Consider the following 25,425-nt stretch of genomic DNA (forward strand, 5'->3'; position numbering starts at 1 on the left):
TACCGTACAGAAAACAAAAAATATTTTTGCAAAACTCTTTTCTGTCGGTATAAACAGGCAACCCGGTAAAGGTGAAAAAGCCGGGCTGCCTGAAGGTTGAACAATAATTAAATGAACAGTATTTAGAGCAGAAATTAGAGAATGAAATTTTTATTTAGATTTTTTATCATTCAGCCAACTGAAATAACTTTGTGTTTCAACAACAACTACACCTCCTGTGAAATCGCCGTATTTAGAAGGAACTCCGCCAGAATATACAGTCATGCTACCTATGGCATTCCCGGGAACATGTAACTGGTTATCGCGAAGTTTAACTCCATCTACAAAATATACGGCATCATCATTTCGAGAACCACGAAAGTAAAGTTCTTCGCCATTATCACTTACATAAATATCAGTAAAGTAGCTTCTCACAATACCAGCAAGAGATTTGCCGTCACTTATATCTTTAATTTGTGTTAGAGAAATATCTTTTTTTGATGGCATTTCGGGATCAATGAGTTTTTCTTTATATTCTTTTTTTTCAAAAACTCCTAAATCTATCCCTTTACCATAGTTTAAGTTTATGTCGTCAACAAAAGTTATTTTATCAGGATATACAGTTACTGAAGATAATTCAAAAGAATTATAACCTGTAAAAGTAAAATATACATTATAACTACCGGGACTTAATGGTTTTAAAGTAAACATGCCATTTGTGTCGGAAACAGCAATTACTTTTTGTCCTAATATTTCAACATAAACTGTAGTACCAGGAAGGATTTCCTTAGTTTGAGCATCAATGATTTTCCCTTTTATTTCACCGGGATTTTGCGCTATCATCAGTATCGGCAGGCAGAGCGCGGAAATGAAGGTTAGAAAATTTTTCATAATGTTTATGATTTAAGTTAGAAATGGTTTACTCAAAGTTAACCCGTAATATGCTTTAAAGAAAGATATAGCCGGTTAACGGTAAAAATGAACCAGTATACGGAAAGAAACAAAAAGTAAACGGAATGGATTATTGGGTATAAAGGTATAGGGGTATAGGGGAATAGGGGAAAAGAAAACCTATTTCTATATACCCTTTATAACTTTTTATATTATCATTAAAAAATGAAAGTCAAATATTTAATTATAAGCAAATGCTATAGATACTACACTTATCCTGATTCCTTCAATCTGCTGAAGTTTTAAAACGCAGCTTTCGATGGTTGAACCGGTAGTAATTACATCATCAACCAGCAGCACGTGTTTGTTTTTTAAATGTTCAGAGTTATTTATTTTAAAAACTTCTTTTACATTTTCCCATCGGTTGAATCGCGATTTTTTTGTTTGAGTTTCAGTAGCAGTTATTCTTATTAAAGTACTTGTGTCTACAGTAATATTCATTGATTCAGCAAGTCCATGCGCAAACATCTCACTTTGATTATAGCCTCTTTTTTTCTCTTTATTAGGATGAAGAGGAACAGGGATAATGTATTCGACCGTATTATATAATTTTGAAGTATTCAATTCCTTGCCATATAACTGACCTATATAAATACCTACTTCTTTTTGTCCTTTATATTTTAGCTGATGCATAAGGCGCTGAACTTTACCCTTTTTCTGAAAATAAAAATACGATGCTGCTGTTTCAATCATGATTTTTCCCCAGAATAATTTCGATATGGGATTTTCTTTTTCATGATGAAAATTAGTGCGTGGCAGATGATATTGGCAAAAAGTACAAATATTATGTTCGTGATTAAGCAGGCTTTTCCCGCATGCCATGCATAAGCGGGGATATATTAATGAAAGAAAATCGTTTAAAAACGAAATAATGATTTTCATTTGTCAATAATTAAATTATTGAAAACTAACTCAAATATAACGTTTTTTACAAAAAAAAATTAAATTTGCATCTTACTCTACTATAAATGATGGAAAAAAAAGACCAAATGTTTCTTGAATTGCTGTATATATTTCATGCATCAGCTATGCAGGCCATGGGCAAAATCAAGAATCCGATTACGGGAAATACCGAGAAAAACATGGATCAGGCACGTCATGCTATTGAAATGCTTGAAATGCTAAAAGAAAAAACTAACGGAAACCTTTCGGAAGAATTATTACGTGCTTTAGAAACTTTTCTTTCGGAAATGCGTTTGAATTTCGTAGAAGAAACAAATAAAAATAAGAATTAATATATTTTATAATAATTTTTAAATTAAATAATTATTTTAATTAAACATATTTTCAATGGAAACAATAGAAAATAAACCGGAAACACCTGAAAAAAAATCGAATAAAAAATTTTATAGCATTTTGCTGATAGTAATGGGTTTGCTTATTGCAGTTTTAGTATGGCAACTTATAGTAACGAAGACAAGAGTCAATACAATTACTATTGAAAAAGAAAATCAAACTTCATCATTACAACATGAGTTAGATTCGTTGTTAACCGAACACGAAAAAGTTAAAAACGAAAATAGTATAGTTTCAGGTAAACTTGTTGAAAAAGACAGCATGATCGCAGCCAAAGCTGAAGAAATAAAAAACCTGATCAATTCGCAGGCTGATTATAATAAGATCAAAAAGAAACTGGATTATTTACGTGGAATAACCCAGGGGTATGTTGCACAGATCGACTCACTTTATACAGTCAATAAAATTTTAAAAGAAGAGAATAAAGATATAAAAACAAAATTTGAAAGTGAACAAGCTAAAACTTCTGAACTTTCAAAAGATAAAGAAAATCTTTCACAAAAAGTAACCAAAGGCTCAACGCTTAAGGCATACAACATTAGGGGAATCCCTGTTCAAATTCGTTCCGATGGTAAAAAAGAAGATATTATTGATAAAGCTAAGAAAACAGATCGTATAAAAGTATCATTTACACTTGGCGAAAACCTTATTGCTTCAAGCGGAACCAAAACTATTTATGTACGTATTGCTCGTCCTGATGAAAAGATTTTAACTATTGCAGATGATGATGAACATTCTTTTACTTATAATGGCGAGAAAATTCAATATTCAATAAAAAGTGATATTGATTATCAGAACCAGGCTACTGATATAGTAGTTTATTGGGATAAAACCGAAGAATTTTCAGTAGGAACTTATGTAGTATCTGTATTTACCGATGGTTATTTAATTGGAGAATCACAATTTATATTAAAATAATTCATGCATGGAAAGTTCCGGTAATTTTTTTGATCCAGATAATAACAAAGCTAAATCAAGGAACTTATTATCTTTATTTATAATTCTTACCATATTCCTAACGATTGCCTGTGTGATTCTAACTTGGCAGTTAATAGAATATCGCGATCTAGCAAAACGCGAGAATACTGCAAAAACAGAAGCTATTACTCAAAAGGAAAACTTGTTGCATAAATTAAAAAACCTAGAACTGGAGTATGATGAATTAAGTGAAGAGTATGAAGGTTTGGATAGTGTTTTTACAAAAGAAAAATCGAAGATCAAATCTTTGATGGACGAAATAAAAAGTTTGAGCGGTTCTGCATCTAATTATCAGGATAAAGTAGCAGAGCTGGAAACACGACTTAAAGATTATCTTTCAAAAATCGATGAAATGAAATCGAAGAACGAAAAACTTACCTCAGAAAACATTACTATAAAAAATACTCTTGATTCGGCAATGAATATTAATATTGAGTTGTCATCAAAAAATCAATCTCTTGCAGATAAAATTAAAACAGAAGCAATAGTTAAAGCAGCTGACTTAATTGCCGAGGGTATCCGTTTTAATGCAAACAAACAGGAGGTTACTACAAAAATTGCCAAAAAAGCTCAGCGTATCAAAACCTGTTTTACCATTTATGAAAACGAACTTGCTTTAAAGGGTTATAAAGTTATTTATATACGTATTGCAGAACCGGATGGTAATATTCTTTCACTATCAAATAGTGATACATTTACTTTTAAGGGAAAGAAGATTGTATATTCAGCAAAGAAAGAAATCTATTACGACAATACCAACCAGGATGTTTGTATAAACTGGGAAAAAACAAAGATTTTTAAAAGCGGTATCTATTATATCGATGTATTTTGCGATGACGCCTTACTTGGCACCGCTTCTTTTTCTTTTGAATAATAGCTAAACTAATGGCTTTAGTTTCTCATTAACTATCATTGAAATATTTTCAACGGGAATTCGTTCCTGTTTCATGCTGTCGCGTTCACGAATAGTTACGGTGTTGTCATTCATTGTGTCATAGTCAACAGTTATGCAGTAAGGAGTACCGATAGCATCCTGCCTGCGGTAGCGACGACCAATAGCATCTTTTTCGTCATACTGGCACATATAATCCTGTTTCAGCTTATTTATTATCTCGCGTGATTTTTCGGAAAGACCATCCTTTTTTACTAAAGGCATTACTGCAATTTTAATAGGCGCAAGTATTGGTGGAATTCTTAGAACAACACGCTCAGAGCCATCATCCAATTTTTCTTCATTATAGGCATGACTCAGAATTGCAAGGAACGTTCTGTCCAATCCTATAGAAGTTTCAACAACATAGGGGACATAACTTTCGTTGGTATCATTATCAAAATACTGAAGTTTTTTTCCTGAATATTTCTGATGAGCACCCAAATCAAAATCAGTACGTGAATGTATTCCTTCTAATTCTTTAAAGCCAAAAGGAAACTCAAATTCAATATCAGCAGCGGCATTAGCATAATGCGCTAATTTTTCATGATCATGAAAACGATATTTCTTTGCTGGAATACCAAGCGAAAGATGCCATTTCATACGTTGCTCTTTCCAGTATTTGTACCATTCCATTTCTTCGCCGGGCTTTACAAAAAACTGCATTTCCATTTGTTCAAATTCACGCATGCGGAAAATAAATTGTCGGGCAACAATTTCATTACGGAAGGCTTTTCCTGTTTGTGCAATACCGAATGGAATTTTCATTCTTCCTGTTTTCATTACGTTCAGGAAGTTTACAAAAATTCCCTGCGCGGTTTCAGGACGCAGGTATATCGTGTCGGCGCCTTCGGCTGTTGAACCCATTTGTGTAGCAAACATTAAATTGAACTGGCGGACTTCTGTCCAGTTGCGTGTACCCGAAATAGGACAAGCTATTTCAAGTTCTTCTATCAGTTGTTTTACTGCTGCCAAATCATTTTTTTCGAGCGAGCCATAAAGTTTTTTATTGATAGATTCTATCTTGGCTTTGTATTCAAGTACTCGCGGATTGGTAGTAATATATTGTTCCTGGTTGAATGCATCACCAAAACGTTTTGCTGCTTTTTCAACTTCTTTATTTATTTTATCTTCAATCTTGGCAATATAATCTTCTACAAGTACATCGGCACGATAACGTTTTTTTGAATCTTTATTATCAATCAAAGGGTCGTTGAATGCATCCACATGTCCTGATGCTTTCCACACGGTAGGATGCATGAATATTGCAGCATCAATGCCAACAATATTTTCGTTATATTGCACCATACTTTTCCACCAGTAATCGCGAATGTTTTTTTTCAGTTCCGAACCATACTGACCGTAATCATATACAGCACTAAGTCCGTCGTATATTTCACTCGAAGGAAATACAAACCCATACTCTTTTGCATGGGAAATTACTTTTTTGAAAACATCTTCCATATTTGCCATGCTGCAAAAATATAAAAGTCCGCTGACTTAACAAGAAAAGAAATTTCGTTTAAAATTTATGCGGAATAAAATTAGAATATAGCAGGTAATTTCTATAAACTTCAAAAGCCACAAAACACAAGCCAATTAAGACTTTTAAAGTTTTTGTAAAATAAAAAACTAGAAGTTATAACGTGCTCCTATGCCGCCTTGTCCCCAAAAAAGGAAAGGGTCGTCATAAATTTCCATGTCTAATGTAAAATCGAGGAAAATGGCAAAAGGTGCAATAAATTTGTATTCCAGTCCAATTACGCCATCAGCTCCAATTCCAATGTCGGTAACACGCTCTTTTGTTACGTAATACCAGTCTGGGTCTCCAGCAATTTTGTATCGGTAATCGTAACTATAATTTTGAAAACTAAGTTGCCCGCCAAAACCTATGTACCAGTCGAGAACACCTACATCGCTATCAGTACCTTTAATTCCCTTTTGATACAAGTAATGAACTTGTAAACCTAAAGGAGGAGATAAATGATAAAAATTAAGATATTGCAAATCTTCGTAATTGTAATGTTTATGTTTGTACCAATGATCGAAGTTATTATAATACCAATTATTACCATAAAAAATACCAGTACGTCCAAAACTTATTTCTAAGGCTTTATCACCCAGGTATTTTTTTAATGTTATTCCGCTTGGATCGCCGAAACGGAAACCAACTCCAAAATTTTGAGAATAGGCGCTAACCGATAAAAAAATAAGAGCGGTAACTAAAAGTTTTTTCATATAGCTTTTAAATTTATTTTTTAGATTGTGTTTGTCGCAACAAAGATAAAATTTATATGGTTTTTTAAAAATAAAATTTTTCATCATTCTTTTTTAAATAATTGCAACAACTTGCTAAGTGCATTCATAGCCTGTTCCACAACTTTTTCGTCAGGGATGGGAATTTTAAAATATGGTTTTCCTGTGGCAGTATCTTTTTCTATGAACGATGAAGCTGAATTTTTTCCTGATTTTACATCGTTAATAGAGTTGCCGAGTTTTTGCAAAAAATCAATACCGGTTACAAATAAATCGCTCAAAGTATTGCTGAGTGCTGTTTGTGGTTCTTTTATATAAACAGGTATTTGAGTATCTATGGGTTTTGCCAGCGTTTCTTTTATTTCACTTTCAACTATAAGCTCTTCGGGGATACCGGCTTTTTTGTTAACTTCATCTTCGTTAATATTTTCTTCAGTTGTAAGTATAGGTTCAAGTTTTTCTACCGGGGTTTCAGTAATAGTTTCAACTGTTTTCATAAACTGTTTAAACCTGTCTTCGCCCATGAATACATTGTTGTCGCCCATGTCAAAAACGCCTTTAAACACCGATTGTTTAAAACCTATTAAACTTAATATTCGTTCTTCAATAGTTCCGGAAGAAACAAAATTCATCACTCTTACATGATTTTTTTGTCCGAGCCTGTGAACGCGTGCGATACGTTGTTCAAGCACTGCCGGATTCCATGGAATGTCGAGATTTATAACCGTTCCGGCACATTGCAGGTTTAATCCTACACCCCCCGCATCAGTGGAAAGAAAAACCCGACTTTCGGGATCGTTATGAAAATTATCGAGCAAATCTTTTCTTTTATTGCCTGGAATGCCGCCGTGCAGGTATTCATATTTTACTCCGAGCGTGTCTAACTCTTTTGCGACAAGCCTTGTCATTCTTTCCCACTGACTGAAAACAACAACTTTTTCTTCTGCATTTTCAAAAATTTCTTCGAGGATAATCATCAATTCACCAATCTTTGTATCGAATCTTGTTTTCTGATCGAGTATGTATGTGCTGTCGCTCACCATACGCATACAGTTAAGTGCAATAAGCAAGCGTTGCCTGTCCTGTTCCGATAAAAATTTAAACCTTTTCCATTTATTAACTAATCTTGAAACGACTTCAAAATAATCATCATGGGCATTCATCTGCTCTTTTGTTACAGGGACAAAATAATTTTTATCAATTCTTTCGGGTAATTGATTAATAATTTCTTTTTTATTTCGCCTGATTAAAACGGATTGCAATGTCTTGCTGATTTTATGGAGGTTGGTGTAGCCAATTACTTTGCCGCTATCATCAGTTTCCTGGTGTTGATTCAGGAAGCGGAACAAAGGACCAAGCCGAAAAATATCAATAAACTGAATTATGGAATGAAGTTCTTCGAGTTTGTTTTCAAGCGGAGTACCGGTTAAAACAAAGGCATATTCGGAAGAAAGTAATTTTACATTTTGCGCTGTTTTTGTTTTCCAGTTTTTTATGCGTTGTGCTTCGTCAAGAATGATAAGATCGGGAGCGAATTTATTTATTTGTTCAATATCGTTTTTAATAACATTATAACTTGCAATTTTATAAAAATCATTTTTAAAATATTGTTCATGTCTTTTGTGATATATTCCTTCAATTACAAGCGCATCTTTTCCCGTGAATTTTTTTATTTCCGATTTCCATTGATATTTAAGCGATGTAGGGCAAATTATCAAAACTTTTTCAACACCGAATTCTTTTGCCATCAGTTCGGCAGCGCCGATTGCCTGTATGGTTTTTCCCAGTCCCATTTCATCGGCAATCAGGCAGCGACCGGCTTTTGCGGCAAATACAATTCCTTCTTTCTGGTAAGGAAATAATTTTGTGTTCAGCAAATTATTAAAAAGTTTTTCTGAATTTTTTATATTGAATTTTTTATCAATAATATCCTTTCTTTTCTCGGCGCTTCTTATATTGATAATATAATCTAAGGCGTCCTGATAACAGCGAAATTCAGAATCCATTTCAGTCGCATTTGTTAAAAATATTTCAAAATTTTCAAAACCATAATCATTAAGAAAATATTCATTGGTGAAATAATTTTTTGACAACTTTTTTATTTCTGCTGAATTTTTTGTACCTATTCTGAGAAATATTTTTCGTTCATTACCATAGCGTAGGCTTATGGACGAATATTCAGGTAAGTATCCTTCTTTAAAATATTTTTTATTTGCATTTTTCTTTCTTAAAAGATGAAGCATATATTCGATGTGCTTGCATGTTCCAAGTATGCTTACTTTAAAATCGGGACATGAGCAAAAATTCAATCCGTTTTTTTCATCGCGTATTGCAACTTTATAAGTTTTGCCTGTTTGGGGATTACATACATTAAAATCGGAAAACACAGGATGATTACCGATATTTTCAACTTCAAAATTTTGTTCAACAGCAAATTGTTTTCTTAAAGCTATCTGCCATTCCTCAAGAGTCATGTTATCGGGTTTGTAAGAATAAGGAACTTTTGGTTGCTGAGGTTTTTTTTTAGCTGTTTTTTTCTTTGTTGCTAATTTTGATTTCATAAAAAAATATTATTGGTATGCTAAAGTATTTATTTTTTACAGAAGCATATAGAATTTTATATTAAAATATTAGTAATTTTTTTTTCGCAGCAATGCAAAGTTTTTATACTGAATCTTTGCAAGTTTATGAAAGCAAGTATTCTTAGATATTAATACGGAGCCGTAGTTGAAATATGCAAACCCGAAAAGCCAAAGTATATATTGCTCATTTACGCTTTTTGAATACTCAAAATTTTTTTCTATTGATAAAAGAAATTTATAAAATTAATAGGTATTATGGTAAGACTCCATTTTTTAGAATACTTTGTTTAGAGCTATAACTTGTGTGTATTTATAAAATATCAACTGTTTTTTATAACGGCAAAATCAAAAATGTATTTTATGATAATCTTCATAATCCCTGTCCAGCCCGTCTTTCACTTCTTTTATGCGTTTAGCAATTACAGTAAAAACCGTTAAATCTTTTTTTAATAACCATTCTATTGCTTCTGGTTTTCCCAAGCTTGCTTCAGCTAACGTGATAAGAAAATCAAATTTATTTTTTTTCAGCCATATCCATGCTTTTTCATCATTATCAAGAGCATTACTGAATGCAGCCAATTGTGGAAAATTTCGTTTCATAAGCCAGTCGAAAGCTTCTTCATTTCCTTTAATAGCGCTGGTTAGGGCTGACAGTTCGGGGTATCCGTTTTTGAACAACCATTGATAGAAATTGTCTTTACCTTCTATTGCTTCGGCAAATGCTACTAAAACTTTTATAGGATAATTGGTCATTCTGAAAAATTTCTATTCCAAAGATAGTTATTAGTGATTAACTTAAATTGCAAAATATATTTTTAAAAAGAAATTCACCAATCTCATTTATCATTAAACATTAACCATTTAAAATTTCAATGAATATCCCAGTATCAATAAATATCTTTAATAATACACTTCTGCTTTTAGCCCGATATTCCTTACTTTTCCTGCAATTGCTTCCAGTTCTTCTAAGCTGATTTTTTCAAGACCTCTTACCGGTGTTCCCCTGGCAATAGGATATATCATTACGCGTTCGGGTTTTAATTCTTTCAAATGTTGCAGCCATGCATTTACTTCTGTTTCGGTAGTATTATCAATACATTTTCCTTTATAATTTCCACGGACAAAAAGTGTTTGAATAATAAGATTCGATTGGAATAGTTTCAGGTTCTGAATAATTTCTTCCAGATGGATATTCAATCGAGGTTCGTTAACCAGATGAAAAGTTTCTTCGGTACCGGCATCCAGTTTAAGAATATTTAAATCAATTTTTTTTAGTGCTTCAACAACTTCAGGAGAATGTAGCATAGTTGAATTGGACAGCACGGCAATTTTGCTGTTAGGCGAATATTTATTTCTTAAAGCTATAGTATGATCGATTATTTCTGGAAATTCAGGATGAATGGTAGGTTCACCGTTACCGGCAAATGATATTGCATCCGGCAATGTTTTGTTTTCCTGCATTTCGAGCAATTTTTTTTCAAGATATTGCTTAACCAGCATTGAAGGAGGGAATTCAATTTTATTTATATTTTTGATTTCCGTCCATCCGCATTCGCAGTAAATACAGTTATAAGTACAGTATTTATATCCTGTTGGTAATAGATTTACTCCCAGCGAAATTCCCAGCCTTCGGCTGTGAACCGGTCCGAATACTACACTATCGAATAAAAAACCTGCCATTTTACAAATTTTTAAATATGTGCAAAATTAAAGAAAAATAAAAGATGAGTACTTCTTGCCTGCTTTATTTATTAAGATACATAAGTTATGTTTACAGAAAAAGTATATAAGCCGATCCGATGCGGAGGCATAAGTTTACAGGGGGATTCAGAATTAAGAATGCTGAATTTAGAAGTGAGAATTAAGAATTAAAAAAAAATGACAGCGAAGCGTTTGAATAATTAATTTAAAAAATAAAACGGTTAAACAATTTAGCAATCAAACATCCTTGTCGACTTATTAACTTGTCAACTTTTTCAATAAACATTTCCTTTTATAAAATCCTCAGGTAAGTAATATTTATTTATTTTTGAGAGATGAATTTTTTATTATGACCGACGAAATGGATATCATAAAAGCTCCAATTGATAAATATCTTTCCGAATTTGAAAAAAGATTTAAGGAATCAATGAAAAGTTCTGTGCCTTTAATTGATATTATTACCCGGTATATTTACAAACGCAAAGGAAAACAGGTTCGCCCCATGTTTGTTTTTCTAACTGCCGAACTTTGTGGTGGTGTTACTGAAACAACATATACAGCTGCAACACTAATTGAATTATTACATACAGCAACATTAGTACATGATGATATTGTTGACGATTCAAATGAACGTCGTGGATTTTTTTCTGTGAATGCTTTATGGAAAAATAAAATTGCTGTATTGGTTGGCGATTTTCTTTTATCGCGGGGAATGCTTCATGCTATTGATAATAATGCGATTCAACTGTTACAAATTGTTTCCAACTCTGTACGCGAAATGAGCGAAGGGGAACTATTACAAATACAGAAAGCCCGCGATTTAAATATTGAAGAAAATATATATTTCGATATTATCCGAAAAAAAACGGCAACACTTATTGCTTCTTGTTGTGCTTGTGGTGCTGCATCTGCAGGTGTTGAACAAAGCATGATTGATAAAATGTATCACTTTGGTGAACTTACAGGAATTGCATTTCAGCTGAAAGATGATTTGTTCGATTATGAAAAAAATTCGGATACAGGAAAACCGCATGGCATCGATATTAAAGAGCATAAGATGACATTGCCTCTTATATATATGTTGCGTAATATGAAATATTCCGAAAGGAAAAGAGTTATTAATATTATTAAAAATCATAGTGATGATACCGTTAAAGTTGCGGAAGTCATTAAGCGGGTAAATGAAAGCGGAGGTATTGCATATACTCGTCAGAAAATGTTGGAATATCAGCAGGAGGCGGCAAATATGCTGCTTGAATTTCCCGATTCGGAAATACGTAAATCACTGGAAAGACTTGTTAAATATATTGTAGAAAGAAAAAAATAAAAAAAATGATACGAATTATTTCTTTTGTAATGCTTACAATTTTCTGGCTTTCATCAACAGCCCAGAAAAAAACAGAATACTGGAGTAATAAAAATAAAAAAAGTGAGGGAAATTACCAGGATAGCTTGCAGGTAGGGAAGTGGACCTATTGGTACGATAATGGAAAAAAATCGAGCGAAGGAGAATTTAAAGCAGGTCAAAGAATTGGAATGTGGGAATTCTGGCACAACAACGGAAAACGATGGAGTAAAATATTTTATGAAAATGGTATTGACAGCAGCTGGTATGAGAATGGTCAGTTAGAGAAAACAGGAAAAATCAAGAATGGATTTATGGATAGTACCTGGACCTATTTTCATGATAATGGCAAACTCAAAGAAATCACTTTTTATCAAAATGGAAAGAAGAACGGGAAAAGCATAGAATATTTTGATAATGATACCCTGGAATTTAAAGGAACTTATTTATTAGATTCGCTTAGCGGTTATGCTACGTGGTGGTATAAAACAGGTAAAAAAGAAATGGAAGGGAAATCCATTAATGGCTTGCAGGACAGTACCTGGATATTTTATTATAAAAATGGAGCGAAAGGCAGTAGCGGAAAATTTATAAAAGGCAAACAGGACGGACAATGGACTTATTGGTATGAAACCGGTGAAAAATGGAAAGAAGGAAAATTTGTTAATGGAAAAAGAGAGGGATTATGGACAACATATTACGAGAATGGGAACAAGGATCATGAAGGAAATTTCCTTAACGGTAAAGAAACCGGAGTGTGGACCAGTTGGTTTATCGATGGACAGGAAAAAACCAAAGGAACATTTAAAGAAGGAAAAATGAATGGACTTTGGGAAGAATGGTATAGTGATGGCAAGAAAAAATATGAAGTAAATTATGCTGATGATGCACGTGATGGCTCTGCAAAATATTGGTACGAGAACGGAAAACAAATGTATGATGGAAATTATAAAGCAGGTGAAAAGCATGGTGCATGGACAGACTGGTACGATACAGGAATCATACAGGAATCGGGTTCTTATTATAAAGGACAACAAGATGGTTACTGGATCTTTTATGATAACTATGGTGTGAAATTTAAAGAACAGGAATTTAAAAAAGGAATTCCTAATGGCAAATGGGTTACCTATTATGCCAATGGGAATAAATCAGCAATAGGTTACAACATTGAAGGGTACAAAGAAGGCAAATGGATGTACTGGGATGAAAAAGGCGAACTTATTTATTCGGTAACCTATAAAAAAGGTGTTAAAAAGAAGGAATACTCCAAGAAAGATTCAAAAACTCCGGTGAAAAAAAATTAAGTTTAATTTTTCCTATTTATGATTGAAGAAAAATCGGCAGGAAGAAATGCACTATTAGCAGTTATTCTTATTTCTTCATTTTTTAATCCTTTTATGGGAGCGGCTGTTAATATTGCGTTACCACAAATAGGAAATGATTTTTCGATGAATGCTATAGGACTTAGCTGGGTATCGATGGCATTTTTACTTTCTTCTGCAATTTTTTTGATACCTTTTGGAAAAGCCGGTGATATTTGGGGCAGGAAGAAATTATTTCTATACGGAAATATTTTATTCACTTTAGCAACACTGGGTTGTGCCTTTTCATTTTCTGAAGAAATATTTCTTTCGTTTCGCTTTCTTCAGGGAGTTGGCGGTGCAATGGTTGGAGGTACTAGCATGGCGCTGATTACTTCAGCATTTCCTCCTAATCAAAGAGGTAAAGCAATAGGGATGTCGGTTTCTGCAGTATACATAGGATTGTCGGCTGCGCCATTATTTGGCGGTATGCTTACACAAGCTTTCGGCTGGCATAGTTTATTTTATATTAATGCAACGGTTGGTTTGTTTGTAATCATATTAACGATAACTTCAGTTCGAAGTGAATGGCAGGAAGCAAAAGGAGAAAAATTTGATTACGTAGGTTCATTGATATATATAATTTCAATGTCGGCGCTGATGTTTGGTCTTGTAAAAAATTCAGGACTGTTGTCGGAAATACTTATTGTTGGCGGATTTGCAGGATTAATATTTTTTATTTTCCTTGAACTTAAAATTTCATCTCCCATTCTGAATGTTAATTTATTTCGAAACAACCGCACATTTGCTTTTTCGAATTTAGCTTCATTAATAAATTATGCAGCAACATTTGCCATTACTTTCATGCTGAGTTTATATTTACAGAATGTGCGCGGACTTTCACCAAGTGATGCAGGTTTGCTATTGGTAACACAACCGGTATTAATGGCTGTTGTAGCAATTTTTTCAGGAAGATTATCTGATAAAATTGATTCAAGAATCTTATCATCACTGGGAATGAGTATAATTGTAATAGGCTTGATTTTATTGACTTTTATCAAAACAGATACGCCAAACATTTATCTTATTTCTTCGCTTGCAATTTTAGGAATGGGCTTTGGTTTATTTTCATCACCAAATACCAATGCAGTGATGAGCTCAGTTGAAAAGAAATTTCTTGGTGTAGCATCGGGAATAAACAGTACCATGCGCATGACCGGACAAATGGTAAGTATGGCTATTGCCGCATTAGTTATTCATATATATGTTGGTGAGAAAAAAATTGAAGCGGATACCATTCCTCAATACATGACCACATTAAAAGTTATTTTTGCAGTGTTTGCAGTATTATGTTTTCTTGGCGTTTTTGCTTCATTAGCGCGCGGAAAGAAGGTTGAACCAAGTTCTTTAAAATAATTTTTTATTTTTTTTGTTAAAGAATTAACGATAACTTAATATTTGTATTGCATTAATATAAAATACTTTGAATATTTTTACCATACTAAAACCTGCTTCTTAAAAAAATATTTATGAAAAACATACTTATCCCAACCGATTTGTCTGATTGCACAAGAGACACTTTAAAATATGCTATAAAGTTTTCAGTAAAAAGCAATACCAAATTATTTTTTTATCATATTTCCGAGAAGGCAGGAATTACTTCATACATGAAAGATTTTATCGGAAAAATATTTTCTGAAATGAATATCGATATGAACTCTTTCCAGGCAGAATACATTACCGATAAAGGTGATTTTACCAATGAAAAGATAAAAAGAACCATTAAAAAAAATGATATTGATTTAGTGATAATGGGTGCAAGTCACGAAGCATTCAGAAATACTTTTTTCGGAACTTTTGTTTCGGACCTGATAAATGAAGTTGGTTGTCCGGTTCTTTCCGTGCCGCACGGTTATAAAGGTAATGGCATTGAAACTATTGGATTTGCTTCAGAATTATTCGACCTGAAAAAACGAATTAAAGAAATTATCCCGTTTGCAAAATTGTTCGATGCAAACATTGAAGTATTCCATGTTTATCCCGTATATCCCAAGGTGGTGGATATTGAAACATTTAATGTTGAAAAAGTGCTGACCCAGATAAAAAAGGAAAATGATTACGAAAAAATAAGCCTGCATTTTATAAAAACAGGATTCGATAATGAACCGGTTAAAGGAATAATGAAATATTTAAATACGAACAAACCCGACTTACTAGTGATGTCGCATAAACCAAGAGGTTTGTTTGATAAGCTATCACTCGATAAGGGCGCAACAACTTCAGTGATAAAATCAAGTTCATTTCCGATATTGGCATTAAATAAAAAGTCAAAGAAAAAAATTATGTGATTTTGCTAAATGATAAAAGGAATAATCATTTTGCTGCGTTTTGTGTAAGCTTGGTATTCTTCACCAAAGAACATGATGTTTTCTTTTTCTTCAACAATCATGGTAATGAAGAAGAAAAAAGTTGAAAGCACAGAAATTATCAGAAGAAGCCAATCGAAATTCTTGAAAAATATTCCCCACGTTAAAAAAACCAATGAACCATATAACGGATGTCTCACATATTTAAAAAGCCCGGTATCAATAAGCTGTGTGGTTTTTTCAAAGCTGTAAAGTGTGTTGTCGTTGCGGTCTTTATTTGATTTGCCTTTTGTTTTCATCAATATTACTCCTGCAAGAACAAGGTATGCGCCATATAACAGGCAAATCCATGAAATGATTTGTAATAAAGAAAATGGATTTACAAACCAGTATTTATAATTGTTTGCAAGCAACCACGCAATGCCTTCCCATCCAAGGAAACGAAAGAATCCATGACTTTTAGGTTTTAAAATCACATGGCTAGAAAAGAAGATTATAAAAATACTTAGTACAATAAAAATAATTAGTTCAAGATTTGAATTTGAAATTGTTGTCATAAAATTAAATTTTACATTTTCAATTTTACATCATCAATTTGATATAAAATAATTATCCCTTTTTTAAAGTAAATGCAAATGTAGTCCCAAAGCCAAGTGTACTGCGAACATTCACGGTTTGTTCGTGAGCTTCTATAATATGTTTAACAATAGATAACCCCAGTCCTGTTCCGCCTTGTTCACGCGAACGACTTTTATCGGTGCGGAAAAAACGTTCAAACAATCGTGGGATGTCATTTTGTGCAACCCCAATACCGTTATCGGTAACTTCGATAAGAATATTTTCATCCATATCAAAAAAGCTGACCTTTGTTTTTCCCCCGTCGTTACCGTATTTCAGGGAGTTGTCAATTAAGTTGGTTAACACCTGGCGGATTTTTTCTTTATCAGCTAATACTAAAACAGGTTTATCATAATCTTTATCAAAATGAAAAGTAATATTTCTTTTTTTTGCGATAATCTCCAGGAATTCAAAAACTTCTTTCACCAGTGATACTATATCAAATCGGGTCAATTTAAGTTTTAGTTCACCTGTTTCGAGATGCGAAATCGTTTCAAGATCCTGAACAATATTTATCATCCTGTTGATGCTCTTCTCGGTACGTAAAAGATATTCTTTATTTATGCTGGGGTCGTCCATTCCTCCGTCGAGCAAAGTGAGTATATATCCCTGGATGTTAAAGATTGGAGTTTTTAATTCGTGCGAAACATTCCCGAGGAATTCTCTTCTGTATGCCTCCATTTTCCTGAGGTTTTCAATTTCCTCCTTGTTGTTTTCTGCCCATTTGATCACTTGCTGATTAACGGAAGAAATAATATTATCATTGATTTCCGATTGTTTTATTTTTTTTCCTTTCGGTGATTTTTCATGGTAAATGGTTTTATAAATCGGGCGTATTTTTTCGTAAATAAATTTTTCTACAGCATATTTCACAAAGAAAAATGTTGCAATAAAAATTCCGATTGATGAAGTGAATAAAACCCACCATAGTATTTGGTTATATGCGGAAATACTGGTGATGACAAAAATTACGATAAAAATTATTGTGATGATTGAAGAAATAAAAACTGAAATAAAATTAGGTTTTGAGAATTTCATAAATCAGTTTTTTTTGATAATTGATATTAACATGCAAGATTTATAGCATCGGCAATGTTTTCAATCAACCGGGTGTTTTCTTCAATAGCGTTACCAACAACAATAATATCAGCTCCTGCACAGCATAAATCATGAGCTTTTGCGGGTGTACGAATTCCTCCGCCAACAATCAGCGGAACAGAAATATTTTGCTTTACTTTGGCAATCATTTTTTCTGAAACCGTTAATATGGCTCCGCTTCCGGCATCCATAAAAATCATTTTAAGTCCGAGCATTTCTCCTGCCATGGCTGTACATGTTGCAATATCGGGTTTGTCGGCAGGAATCGGTACGGAGTTACTCATATAAAGCACAGCTGTTGGTTTCCCGCTTTCGATAAGCATATAGCCTGTAGAGATAATTTCAAGTCCGCTGGCTTTAAGGTAAGGTGCAGCTATCACATGTTTCCCGATAAGCATTTCCGGGTTACGGCTACTAATAAGCGAAAGCAGAAGAATAGCATCGGCATTTTTATTTATTTGCATATTACTTCCTGGAAAAATAACTACAGGAACATTACAGTTGTCCTTTAATGTTCTTATCGTATTATCAAGGTTATCGTTGGTGAGCAGACTACCGCCGACAAAGAAAAAATCAACATAATTTTTCGAAGCGATTTCAGCAATTTCCGTAAGTTTTTTACTGCTAATTTTATCGGGATCGATAAGTACAGCAAATTTTTTTGTTTTCTTTCCTTTTTTAACGATGTTTGAATAAATATTCATAACAAGTTGAAGTGTTTGGTTTAGGCAAATATAAAAATTATCAGTCAGCTAAAGTATAAACCAATATATAATCATGTATTTTTTCATAGAATAATTTAAAATCCTGATTCATTTTTTCAGTTATTATACTACCTGTTATTTCTCCTTTTTCAGAATATATAAATGGCTTTATCAGGATATTTTCCTGGAATAATAAATTTCTTTTCCCGTAAAGTTTATATAATGATTCTTTAGCGCTCCAGTAAATATAAAGCTTTTCAAAGCGTGATGTGGTTCCAATATTTTTTATTTCTTCATCGGAAAGATATTTGTGTATCACCTTTTCAATTTTCGGATGAATGATTTCAATATCGATGCCCACAGATTTTGTTTTACTAATAACTGCCGCTGAAAATTTTCCGGAATGGGAAACAGAAAGATGATGCGAATTGTCAGCCAAATAAGGCTTTCCATTATCATCATAAATTACATGCGAATATTCTTCGGGAGTAATAAGTTCCATTAAAAGGTTTCGATAACTAAGCCAATGAAGTTTCCGGGTATCATTTTTAAAGCTGTTATATAATTCATTTTCTTCGTTATTCAATTTTATTTTCGAAAATAAAACATCTACGCTTTCTGTAATCTCCCACAGTCCAACGGTTGCGTTATTAATATTTCTTGTAAAAAGAATTCCCATTTAAATTTTTTATAAAACAAAGTTACAATTATTAATAATGATAGAAAGAAAATATTAAACCCCTACAGGGTTTCTATTTTTGTGGGATTGGTTTTTTACCAATATTCGACTCCTAACGGAGTCGGAGGCATTTACAAATGATTTCGTCCCGTTAGGGACGATAGGTTGGTAGAAAAATTAATTAAAGAAAATAAAGTGCCTTTAGGTACGAGATATTTATACCGATACGGAACAGATTTGCATTTTTCTTATTTTGTTCCTATCGGTATAACTCGTTCTAATTAAATTTACTTTTGCATTCTTAATAAGAACGAGTATAAAATATATTTCTGTTAAGCAAATAAATAAAATTCATTTTTATAATTCAAGTATTAATACCTGTTAAACATAATTTTTTATTTAATTATTTTTACAAAAAAATGAAAGCATGAAAAAACTTTTATTGATATTTCTTTTATTCACTATTATTGGCAAAGCGCAGAATACTTTACAATTTCTTTCTGCTAATACAGGTGCAGCTTGCCAGTCGATAAAATATTATAACGGATATGTGTTTACTGGAACAGGTTCAACGCTGCGTTCGTATTATGCCGGGAGTGGAGCTACAGTTCCTTATAATTCTGTTTTTGAATATCGCTATACATCTGAAATTATTCGGATGATTATTCATGACCATTATCTTTATGTTGCAGCTAACTATGATGGAATGAGTAAATGGGACATTTCGAATCCTGTGGCTCCGGTTAAACTATTTGATATACCTGTCGATAGTGTGAACATGTCAACACAGGGTATTGCTATAAAAGGAGATACAATTTTTTTAGCACAATATGCTAAAGTTTTAGCATATAAAGATTTTGGAAGTTCTTATTCTAAAATCGGGAGTTTTGGAAATGTGCCATTTGGCGGTCATCTTACTGGTGTTGCTGTGAAAAATAATTTATTGGCATATACCGTTTCGCAGTTTGGCGGACAGAATGGAGTTTATATTTACAATGCGAATAATTTTTCTTTCGTATCATTTCATCAGCTTGGAGGATTTTATACCGAGAATGTAATCTTCGGGAAAAATAATAACCTCTTGCATGTAATGGGAGGAACGAATTCAACCAACGGATATTTTTTCACACTCGATGTAACAAACCCTCTTTCGCCGCAAAAAGTTTTTGGCGATACAGTACTTGGAATATCGCTTGGAATTGCGATGGCGCTTCCATACAATGCCGAAAATATTAATGATACGATTTATGTTGCCAACTGGGGTGGACTAAAACCGGGCAATACCAGCAATTGTTTTATCCGTGTTTACGATGCAACCAATCCTTCCAATATACATTTGCTCACTTACATCAATGCAGGTTTGTGGCATTTTGACATGACCGTTCATTATCCGAAATTGTATGTTGCTTCGGAATGGTATGGTATTAAAACCGTTGATATCACTGATATTTTGAATCCTGTTGATGAAGGAAATACGTTGACCGGCGGATGGAATCTTTCATCTGATTCGTGGGGAAATTATATGGCGGTATCCAATGAGGGTTATGGTTTCAAACTGTATGATATTTCCGATGTTCATAATCCAGTTCTTACTGATGTGAATAATGATCCCGGTTTTTGCTTTCATTCTAATTTTAGTGATGATGGGAATTATATTTTTACTACAAACTCGTCATATCAAGGGTTTCGCGTGTACACGCGAAACCCGCTACAACAAATAAGTTTTATTCAGCAAGCGGTTTGTAACGGAAGATTTATAGTTTATCAGCATCGTATTTTTTCAAAACTCGATAATAGTATTGTAATTATTAATGTTGGCAATCCTGCTATTCCTTTTGTTGATTCAACGGTGAATATTACGTTTAATGATATGGCATTGGCAAATGGAAAACTTTTAGTTTCAACGAGCGACAGCATTTTTGCTTTTGATGTTTCGGGAAATAAATTTGAAAAAATTGCAAGCGTTGCGTTGGCTTCAAACCAGGATGCGCAAATGATAGCGGCATATAGCGATGAAACTTTTGTTTACATTACAAATAAAGGATTAACGCGCTACAAGCTTGTTTTTAATAATCCTGGATATTCATTGAATGAAGAATTTTATTCAACACTTGCAAATGGTGCACCTAACTATATGGCAACCGATTCATTTGGATTGTATCTTGCATACCGGCTCAAAGGTTTGTATGCATTGAATAAGCAAACTTTTGTGCAAACCGGCTTCTATCGCGGAGGACTTGATTATCGGAAGCTTTCTGACCAATATGGTGTAAGAGATTTATTTTGTAAAAATGATAAAATATTTTTTGTGGAGTATTTTGCGCAAACTTCTATTCTTACTAACGATAGCACGTATACATCAATACCGGTTTTAAATAATATTGAGGATAAAATTATGGTTTATCCCAATCCTTCCAACAGTTCAATAAATATTTCCTTTGGCTCTGAAATGCTTGAAAACCCAAAAGAAATAAGAATATATTCTATTACAGGTGTATTATTACATCATTCATTCATTGAATCATCATCAGAAAATATTAATATTTCTGAATTTCAAAACGGGATGTATTTTTTGAATTTATATGAAAACAATGAAATTATTTGTACAAGAAAATTTATCGTTGGCAAATGATTTTATTTATCTTTGCATTCCTAAAATTTAATATATGGAAAAAGCTGTTATGGAAAAAGAACTTAAGTATAAAGTTGCCGACATTGCTCTTGCTGATTGGGGACGTAAAGAAATTGAAATAGCCGAAAAAGAAATGCCGGGCTTAATGTCATTACGTGAAAAATTCGGGAAAGAAAAACCATTGAAAGGCGTTCGTATTTCAGGTTCATTACACATGACCATTCAAACAGCTGTATTGATTGAAACCCTTACAGAGCTTGGTGCTGATGTTCGCTGGGCAAGTTGCAATATTTTTTCCACACAAGATCATGCTGCTGCAGCCATTGCACAGCGTGGCATTCCGGTGTTTGCATGGAAAGGCGAATCGCTGGAAGAATATTGGTGGTGTACAAAAATGGCTTTGACTTTCCCCGGAAATAAAGGTCCTCAGCTTATTGTTGACGATGGTGGTGATGCAACATTGCTTATTCATAAAGGATACCAGGCTGAGAAAGATTCATCCATTCTGAATGTAAAACCTTCAAGCCACGAAGAAGCAGTTATTCTCCATGTGTTAAAAGAAACTTTGGCCGAAGACCCTAAAAAATGGCATCGTACAGTTGAGGAATGGCAAGGGGTTTCGGAAGAAACAACAACAGGTGTTCATCGTTTATACCAGATGATGGATAAAGGTGAATTGCTTGTACCTGCTATCAATGTTAACGATTCCGTTACAAAATCAAAATTCGATAACCTTTACGGTTGTCGCGAATCATTGGCCGACGGCATAAAAAGAGCAACCGATGTGATGATTGCCGGAAAAGTGGTTGTGGTGCTTGGTTATGGCGATGTTGGTAAAGGTTGCGCCAAATCAATGCGTTCGTATGGCGCTCGTGTTATCATTACTGAAATTGATCCTATTTGTGCACTTCAGGCAGCTATGGAAGGTTTTGAAATTACTACTGTTGAAGAGGCATTACCTGAAGGAAATATTTATGTTACTACCACAGGAAATAAAGATGTTATAACCATTGACCATATAGCTAAAATGAAAGATCAGGCTATTGTATGTAACATCGGCCATTTCGATAATGAGATTCAGGTTGACAAACTTGAAAAATATCCGGGAATTAAAAAAGTAACTATCAAACCACAGGTTGATAAATATATTTTCCCCGATGGTCATGAAATATTTTTATTAGCTGAAGGTCGCCTTGTAAACCTTGGCTGTGCTACTGGTCATCCTTCATTTGTAATGAGCAATTCATTTACAAATCAAACCCTGGCTCAACTCGATTTATGGAAGAACCGCGGGAAGTACGAAAAGAAAGTTTATCGCTTACCAAAATATCTCGATGAAGAAGTTGCACGTTTACACCTTGAAAAAATTGGTGTGAAACTTACAAAACTTTCAAAAATGCAGGCTGATTATATTGGTGTACCTGTCGAAGGTCCTTATAAAGCTGAGCATTACAGGTACTAAAATCAGGATTTTAAATATACTTTCCTTGCTGTCAACCTGAGTTTATCGAAGGTTAGGCAAGCGATTTATGAATTACAATTTCAAATCTACTCGTTTCACAGTCAGGCTGAGTTTATCCTGTCTAAATAATGCAAGCATTTTTTGATCTACGAATAAATTCTTTGGGCTTGGAATTTTGAATTTGAGTCTTAGGTTTTATTTGCAAACTTTTTCCATTGCTGCTGAAGCATCTGCCATTCCTAAATCATAGGCTTTTTGAAAATCGGCGCAAGCTTCATTTTTCTTTTCTATCTGAGCATAAGCCATTCCTCGAAGATAATAAGTGCGGGCTTCGTTAGGATTTTTTGAAACAGATAAATCAAAATCATTTATTGCTTCGGAGACTTTATTGAGGTTGATTTTTGCATAACCACGATTGCTGTATGCATCAGCAAATTCAGGATTTAATGAAATAGCTTTTGAAAAATCAGAAACTGCTGCATCAAATTTTCCGGCCATTCCATAAAGTATTCCACGCTGATTAAAATATTTTTCATTGTTTGAACTCTTTTCAATGGCTTTATTCAAATCTTCCAAAGCTCCCGTCAGATCCATAATTCCAAGCTTTAATAAAGCACGTTCGGAGTACATTTTATCATCTGAAGGGCTAATAGCTATAGCTTTATCATAATCCATTATAGCTTCTTCTATTTTTCCTGATTTGCTTTTTGCAACAGCGCGATTCGTATATGCATCAGCAGCATTAGGTTCAAATTTAATGGCATTATCAAAATCATTAATGGCTTGTTCGTAATTGTTGCTTAACACATAAGCATTTCCGCGATTAATATATGCTGCAGAACATTTTGGATATTTCTTTATAACATCATTCCACAGCGAAAAACTGTTTTTCCATGTACCTGTTCTGATAAAAGTTAATGCACCAAAAACTATTGAAATTACTATAATTCCGGGAAGAAATATTTTTTTATTTTTTTCGAAAAAGGGATGAATAAAAGTAAAAAATGAAAAATATATTCCAATGCAGGAAATGTATACATAACGTTCTTTAACAACCTGAGTGCCTACGGGGATAAGCTCTATCATGACAATGATGGTTAAAAGAAAAAATAAAAATCCGAATAAAATTTCTTTTTTGTTTTTTTTAATTTTTATCAAAAAATAAATTATTGCAATTAATAAAAATGGAATTATATAAAAAAATATCGGTAAAATATTTCCTGTTTTAACAGGATAAGGATGAAATGCCGACATCTTGAAAGGCAAGAAAACACTGATAACATAGAACGATAATGAATAGAGAATGAAAATTATCCTGTCGAAAAAATTATAATATTTTGTGATGTCAACGATATGTCCTGATTTCTGCCGGGCTATAATTGTAATAACCCCGAAAATAATTGATAAAATGAAAAACGGGATTTTAGTTACTAAATCTTTTCTTGAAATTTTAGAATTCAGAAAATAATCAAAAAGCAGTAATATCAGTGGAAGTGTCATTGCTGCTGATTTTGATAAAAGTGAAAAAACAAAGAAAGTCAACGATAAAAAATATTTCCCTTTTCGATTTTTGTCTTTTATAAAATCCAGATAAATATTTGCAGACAAAAAATAAAACAATGAAAACAATAAAGTGCTTGTTGCCGAAACCCATGCCACTGCTTCAGTTTGTAAAGGTGTTAATGCGAATAAAAAAGTAATTCCTAAAATTATTTCTTTAATATTCGTAAGCTTTTTCATCATACAAAAAACCAAAACAATATTTATTAAATGCAAAAGCAAACTGAATGAATGAAATGCCGGAGCTTTTATTCCGAATAAACTATTTATTACAGCAAAACAAAAAGTGGAAAAAGGTTGATACATTCCTACATAAAAAGAAGAAAAGATAAATTTTAAATTATGTAATGAAAGGCTTGTTATATCAGGGTTTCCGGTAACCTGGTCAATATCATCCCAATTCGTGAAACTATTATTGAATGTTGGTAAGAAAGCGAATATTGAAAAAATCAAAATAAGAAATAACCATTTGTATTCAATAAAATTAAATTTTGATTTCTTCAGAATAATTTCCTGTTCCATGAATATTAATTAAAAACATGAAGAATGTTAATGTTCCCGTCAAAAGAGGTCTGATATTGTTTAAGCATTATTGTGGCAGGTCCTTCAATAATAGAACCATCAAGCAGTAAAAATTTTGAACCGCAGCATGAATCTACAGCCATTACTGCCGATTGGTCTACCTCAACAAGTGCGCATGAATTGGATGGCTGGTAAGGGCAATCTCTTTCAAATGCAACAAATTCATCAACCGATTTGTGATAAATAATGATACCGCGAACTCCTCCGGTAACATAAATATACCCACCAACACTATTCAATCCTATATATTGCGTGGAGTTGATATCAACGTAAAAATTTACATAAACATATGGTATTTCATCCTTATCTTTTTTACATCGGGGTGTAAGTAAAATAAATAATGTAAGGAAAGAAAAAAATATAAACGGTTTATAAGTTCTTAATTTCATAAGATGGAATGAATT

At 33.2% G+C, this 25,425-nt stretch carries 22 protein-coding genes; 9 read left to right on the forward strand and 13 right to left on the reverse strand.

Annotated elements, in window-relative coordinates; all coding sequences use genetic code 11:
* Positions 1 to 150: 150 nt before the first annotated feature.
* Both PKK00_07745 and PKK00_07750 read right to left on the reverse strand, forming a co-directional pair.
* Positions 151 to 870, reverse strand: coding sequence for a carboxypeptidase-like regulatory domain-containing protein (locus PKK00_07745; protein ID HNW98285.1), 720 nt, complete (start codon positions 868 to 870; stop codon positions 151 to 153).
* 240 nt (positions 871 to 1,110) lie between these two features.
* Positions 1,111 to 1,812, reverse strand: a complete 702-nt coding sequence (locus PKK00_07750) for a phosphoribosyltransferase family protein (protein ID HNW98286.1) — start codon at positions 1,810 to 1,812, stop codon at positions 1,111 to 1,113.
* 89 nt (positions 1,813 to 1,901) lie between these two features.
* On the opposite strand from PKK00_07750, the gene PKK00_07755 reads away from it, so the two are divergent.
* From PKK00_07755 to PKK00_07765, 3 genes are read left to right on the forward strand one after another with little or no spacing between them, the layout of a single operon-like run.
* Entirely contained in the window at positions 1,902 to 2,165 is a 264-nt protein-coding gene (locus tag PKK00_07755; GenBank protein ID HNW98287.1) for a DUF1844 domain-containing protein, read from the forward strand.
* A 55-nt stretch (positions 2,166 to 2,220) separates the two neighbouring features.
* Complete coding sequence (locus PKK00_07760) at positions 2,221 to 3,144, forward strand: hypothetical protein (GenBank protein ID HNW98288.1); 924 nt, start codon at positions 2,221 to 2,223, stop codon at positions 3,142 to 3,144.
* 7 nt (positions 3,145 to 3,151) lie between these two features.
* Complete coding sequence (locus PKK00_07765) at positions 3,152 to 4,078, forward strand: hypothetical protein (protein ID HNW98289.1); 927 nt, start codon at positions 3,152 to 3,154, stop codon at positions 4,076 to 4,078.
* A gap of 3 nt (positions 4,079 to 4,081) precedes the next feature.
* Here the strand turns inward: PKK00_07765 and PKK00_07770 are convergent, their stop codons facing one another.
* The 5 genes from PKK00_07770 to PKK00_07790 all read right to left on the reverse strand — a co-directional run bounded on the left by PKK00_07770 (position 4,082) and on the right by PKK00_07790 (position 10,653).
* Positions 4,082 to 5,608 carry a glycine--tRNA ligase gene (locus PKK00_07770; protein ID HNW98290.1) on the reverse strand — a complete coding sequence of 509 codons (1,527 nt, stop codon included), beginning with the start codon at positions 5,606 to 5,608 and terminating at the stop codon, positions 4,082 to 4,084.
* Between the two features lie 159 nt (positions 5,609 to 5,767).
* Complete coding sequence (locus PKK00_07775; protein HNW98291.1) at positions 5,768 to 6,373, reverse strand: hypothetical protein; 606 nt, start codon at positions 6,371 to 6,373, stop codon at positions 5,768 to 5,770.
* A gap of 83 nt (positions 6,374 to 6,456) precedes the next feature.
* Positions 6,457 to 8,952 carry an SNF2-related protein gene (locus PKK00_07780; protein ID HNW98292.1) on the reverse strand — a complete coding sequence of 832 codons (2,496 nt, stop codon included), beginning with the start codon at positions 8,950 to 8,952 and terminating at the stop codon, positions 6,457 to 6,459.
* A gap of 366 nt (positions 8,953 to 9,318) precedes the next feature.
* Positions 9,319 to 9,726, reverse strand: coding sequence for a hypothetical protein (locus tag PKK00_07785; protein HNW98293.1), 408 nt, complete (start codon positions 9,724 to 9,726; stop codon positions 9,319 to 9,321).
* 147 nt (positions 9,727 to 9,873) lie between these two features.
* Positions 9,874 to 10,653 carry a radical SAM protein gene (locus PKK00_07790; protein ID HNW98294.1) on the reverse strand — a complete coding sequence of 260 codons (780 nt, stop codon included), beginning with the start codon at positions 10,651 to 10,653 and terminating at the stop codon, positions 9,874 to 9,876.
* A gap of 370 nt (positions 10,654 to 11,023) precedes the next feature.
* On the opposite strand from PKK00_07790, the gene PKK00_07795 reads away from it, so the two are divergent.
* The 4 genes from PKK00_07795 (at position 11,024) to PKK00_07810 (ending at position 15,668) form a co-directional block, all read left to right on the forward strand.
* A complete protein-coding gene (locus tag PKK00_07795) occupies positions 11,024 to 12,001 on the forward strand; it encodes a polyprenyl synthetase family protein (GenBank protein ID HNW98295.1) in 978 nt (325 codons plus the stop codon).
* Between the two features lie 5 nt (positions 12,002 to 12,006).
* Complete coding sequence (locus tag PKK00_07800; GenBank protein ID HNW98296.1) at positions 12,007 to 13,323, forward strand: hypothetical protein; 1,317 nt, start codon at positions 12,007 to 12,009, stop codon at positions 13,321 to 13,323.
* Positions 13,324 to 13,341: 18 nt separating this feature from the next.
* A complete protein-coding gene (locus PKK00_07805; protein ID HNW98297.1) occupies positions 13,342 to 14,736 on the forward strand; it encodes an MFS transporter in 1,395 nt (464 codons plus the stop codon).
* A 113-nt stretch (positions 14,737 to 14,849) separates the two neighbouring features.
* Positions 14,850 to 15,668: a universal stress protein gene (locus tag PKK00_07810; protein HNW98298.1), complete on the forward strand. Its 819-nt coding sequence runs from the start codon at positions 14,850 to 14,852 to the stop codon at positions 15,666 to 15,668.
* Between the two features lie 5 nt (positions 15,669 to 15,673).
* On the opposite strand, the gene PKK00_07815 is transcribed toward PKK00_07810, so the two are convergent.
* Genes PKK00_07815 through PKK00_07830 form a run of 4 tightly spaced genes read right to left on the reverse strand, consistent with a single transcriptional unit; the run spans position 15,674 to position 18,785 of the window.
* A complete protein-coding gene (locus PKK00_07815) occupies positions 15,674 to 16,243 on the reverse strand; it encodes an isoprenylcysteine carboxylmethyltransferase family protein (GenBank protein ID HNW98299.1) in 570 nt (189 codons plus the stop codon).
* Between the two features lie 52 nt (positions 16,244 to 16,295).
* Positions 16,296 to 17,342, reverse strand: coding sequence for an ATP-binding protein (locus PKK00_07820; GenBank protein HNW98300.1), 1,047 nt, complete (start codon positions 17,340 to 17,342; stop codon positions 16,296 to 16,298).
* A 26-nt stretch (positions 17,343 to 17,368) separates the two neighbouring features.
* Positions 17,369 to 18,106 carry a geranylgeranylglyceryl/heptaprenylglyceryl phosphate synthase gene (locus tag PKK00_07825; GenBank protein HNW98301.1) on the reverse strand — a complete coding sequence of 246 codons (738 nt, stop codon included), beginning with the start codon at positions 18,104 to 18,106 and terminating at the stop codon, positions 17,369 to 17,371.
* Positions 18,107 to 18,146: 40 nt separating this feature from the next.
* Positions 18,147 to 18,785, reverse strand: coding sequence for a 4'-phosphopantetheinyl transferase superfamily protein (locus PKK00_07830; GenBank protein HNW98302.1), 639 nt, complete (start codon positions 18,783 to 18,785; stop codon positions 18,147 to 18,149).
* A gap of 427 nt (positions 18,786 to 19,212) precedes the next feature.
* Here PKK00_07830 and PKK00_07835 point away from each other — a divergent pair, with 427 nt between their 5' ends.
* Both PKK00_07835 and ahcY read left to right on the forward strand, forming a co-directional pair.
* Entirely contained in the window at positions 19,213 to 21,417 is a 2,205-nt protein-coding gene (locus PKK00_07835; GenBank protein HNW98303.1) for a T9SS type A sorting domain-containing protein, read from the forward strand.
* 34 nt (positions 21,418 to 21,451) lie between these two features.
* A complete protein-coding gene (ahcY, locus tag PKK00_07840) occupies positions 21,452 to 22,879 on the forward strand; it encodes an adenosylhomocysteinase (GenBank protein HNW98304.1) in 1,428 nt (475 codons plus the stop codon).
* A 195-nt stretch (positions 22,880 to 23,074) separates the two neighbouring features.
* Here ahcY and PKK00_07845 read toward each other — a convergent pair whose 3' ends face one another.
* Both PKK00_07845 and PKK00_07850 read right to left on the reverse strand, forming a co-directional pair.
* On the reverse strand, positions 23,075 to 24,961 hold the full coding sequence (locus PKK00_07845; protein HNW98305.1) for a tetratricopeptide repeat protein: 1,887 nt from the start codon (positions 24,959 to 24,961) through the stop codon (positions 23,075 to 23,077).
* A gap of 5 nt (positions 24,962 to 24,966) precedes the next feature.
* Positions 24,967 to 25,410: a hypothetical protein gene (locus PKK00_07850; protein ID HNW98306.1), complete on the reverse strand. Its 444-nt coding sequence runs from the start codon at positions 25,408 to 25,410 to the stop codon at positions 24,967 to 24,969.
* Positions 25,411 to 25,425 lie beyond the last annotated feature (15 nt).

The organism is Bacteroidales bacterium, assembly GCA_035353855.1.
In the GTDB taxonomy this organism is placed as follows: Bacteria; Bacteroidota; Bacteroidia; order Bacteroidales; family CG2-30-32-10; genus DAOQAK01.

Coding starts and splice junctions, on each gene's coding strand:
- PKK00_07745 (HNW98285.1), bottom strand. CDS start 870: ATGAAAAATTTTCTAACCTTCATTTCCGCGCTCTGCCTGCCGATACTG.
- PKK00_07750 (HNW98286.1), bottom strand. CDS start 1,812: ATGAAAATCATTATTTCGTTTTTAAACGATTTTCTTTCATTAATATAT.
- PKK00_07755 (HNW98287.1), top strand. CDS start 1,902: ATGGAAAAAAAAGACCAAATGTTTCTTGAATTGCTGTATATATTTCAT.
- PKK00_07760 (HNW98288.1), top strand. CDS start 2,221: ATGGAAACAATAGAAAATAAACCGGAAACACCTGAAAAAAAATCGAAT.
- PKK00_07765 (HNW98289.1), top strand. CDS start 3,152: ATGGAAAGTTCCGGTAATTTTTTTGATCCAGATAATAACAAAGCTAAA.
- PKK00_07770 (HNW98290.1), bottom strand. CDS start 5,608: ATGGCAAATATGGAAGATGTTTTCAAAAAAGTAATTTCCCATGCAAAA.
- PKK00_07775 (HNW98291.1), bottom strand. CDS start 6,373: ATGAAAAAACTTTTAGTTACCGCTCTTATTTTTTTATCGGTTAGCGCC.
- PKK00_07780 (HNW98292.1), bottom strand. CDS start 8,952: ATGAAATCAAAATTAGCAACAAAGAAAAAAACAGCTAAAAAAAAACCT.
- PKK00_07785 (HNW98293.1), bottom strand. CDS start 9,726: ATGACCAATTATCCTATAAAAGTTTTAGTAGCATTTGCCGAAGCAATA.
- PKK00_07790 (HNW98294.1), bottom strand. CDS start 10,653: ATGGCAGGTTTTTTATTCGATAGTGTAGTATTCGGACCGGTTCACAGC.
- PKK00_07795 (HNW98295.1), top strand. CDS start 11,024: ATGACCGACGAAATGGATATCATAAAAGCTCCAATTGATAAATATCTT.
- PKK00_07800 (HNW98296.1), top strand. CDS start 12,007: ATGATACGAATTATTTCTTTTGTAATGCTTACAATTTTCTGGCTTTCA.
- PKK00_07805 (HNW98297.1), top strand. CDS start 13,342: ATGATTGAAGAAAAATCGGCAGGAAGAAATGCACTATTAGCAGTTATT.
- PKK00_07810 (HNW98298.1), top strand. CDS start 14,850: ATGAAAAACATACTTATCCCAACCGATTTGTCTGATTGCACAAGAGAC.
- PKK00_07815 (HNW98299.1), bottom strand. CDS start 16,243: ATGACAACAATTTCAAATTCAAATCTTGAACTAATTATTTTTATTGTA.
- PKK00_07820 (HNW98300.1), bottom strand. CDS start 17,342: ATGAAATTCTCAAAACCTAATTTTATTTCAGTTTTTATTTCTTCAATC.
- PKK00_07825 (HNW98301.1), bottom strand. CDS start 18,106: ATGAATATTTATTCAAACATCGTTAAAAAAGGAAAGAAAACAAAAAAA.
- PKK00_07830 (HNW98302.1), bottom strand. CDS start 18,785: ATGGGAATTCTTTTTACAAGAAATATTAATAACGCAACCGTTGGACTG.
- PKK00_07835 (HNW98303.1), top strand. CDS start 19,213: ATGAAAAAACTTTTATTGATATTTCTTTTATTCACTATTATTGGCAAA.
- ahcY (HNW98304.1), top strand. CDS start 21,452: ATGGAAAAAGCTGTTATGGAAAAAGAACTTAAGTATAAAGTTGCCGAC.
- PKK00_07845 (HNW98305.1), bottom strand. CDS start 24,961: ATGGAACAGGAAATTATTCTGAAGAAATCAAAATTTAATTTTATTGAA.
- PKK00_07850 (HNW98306.1), bottom strand. CDS start 25,410: ATGAAATTAAGAACTTATAAACCGTTTATATTTTTTTCTTTCCTTACA.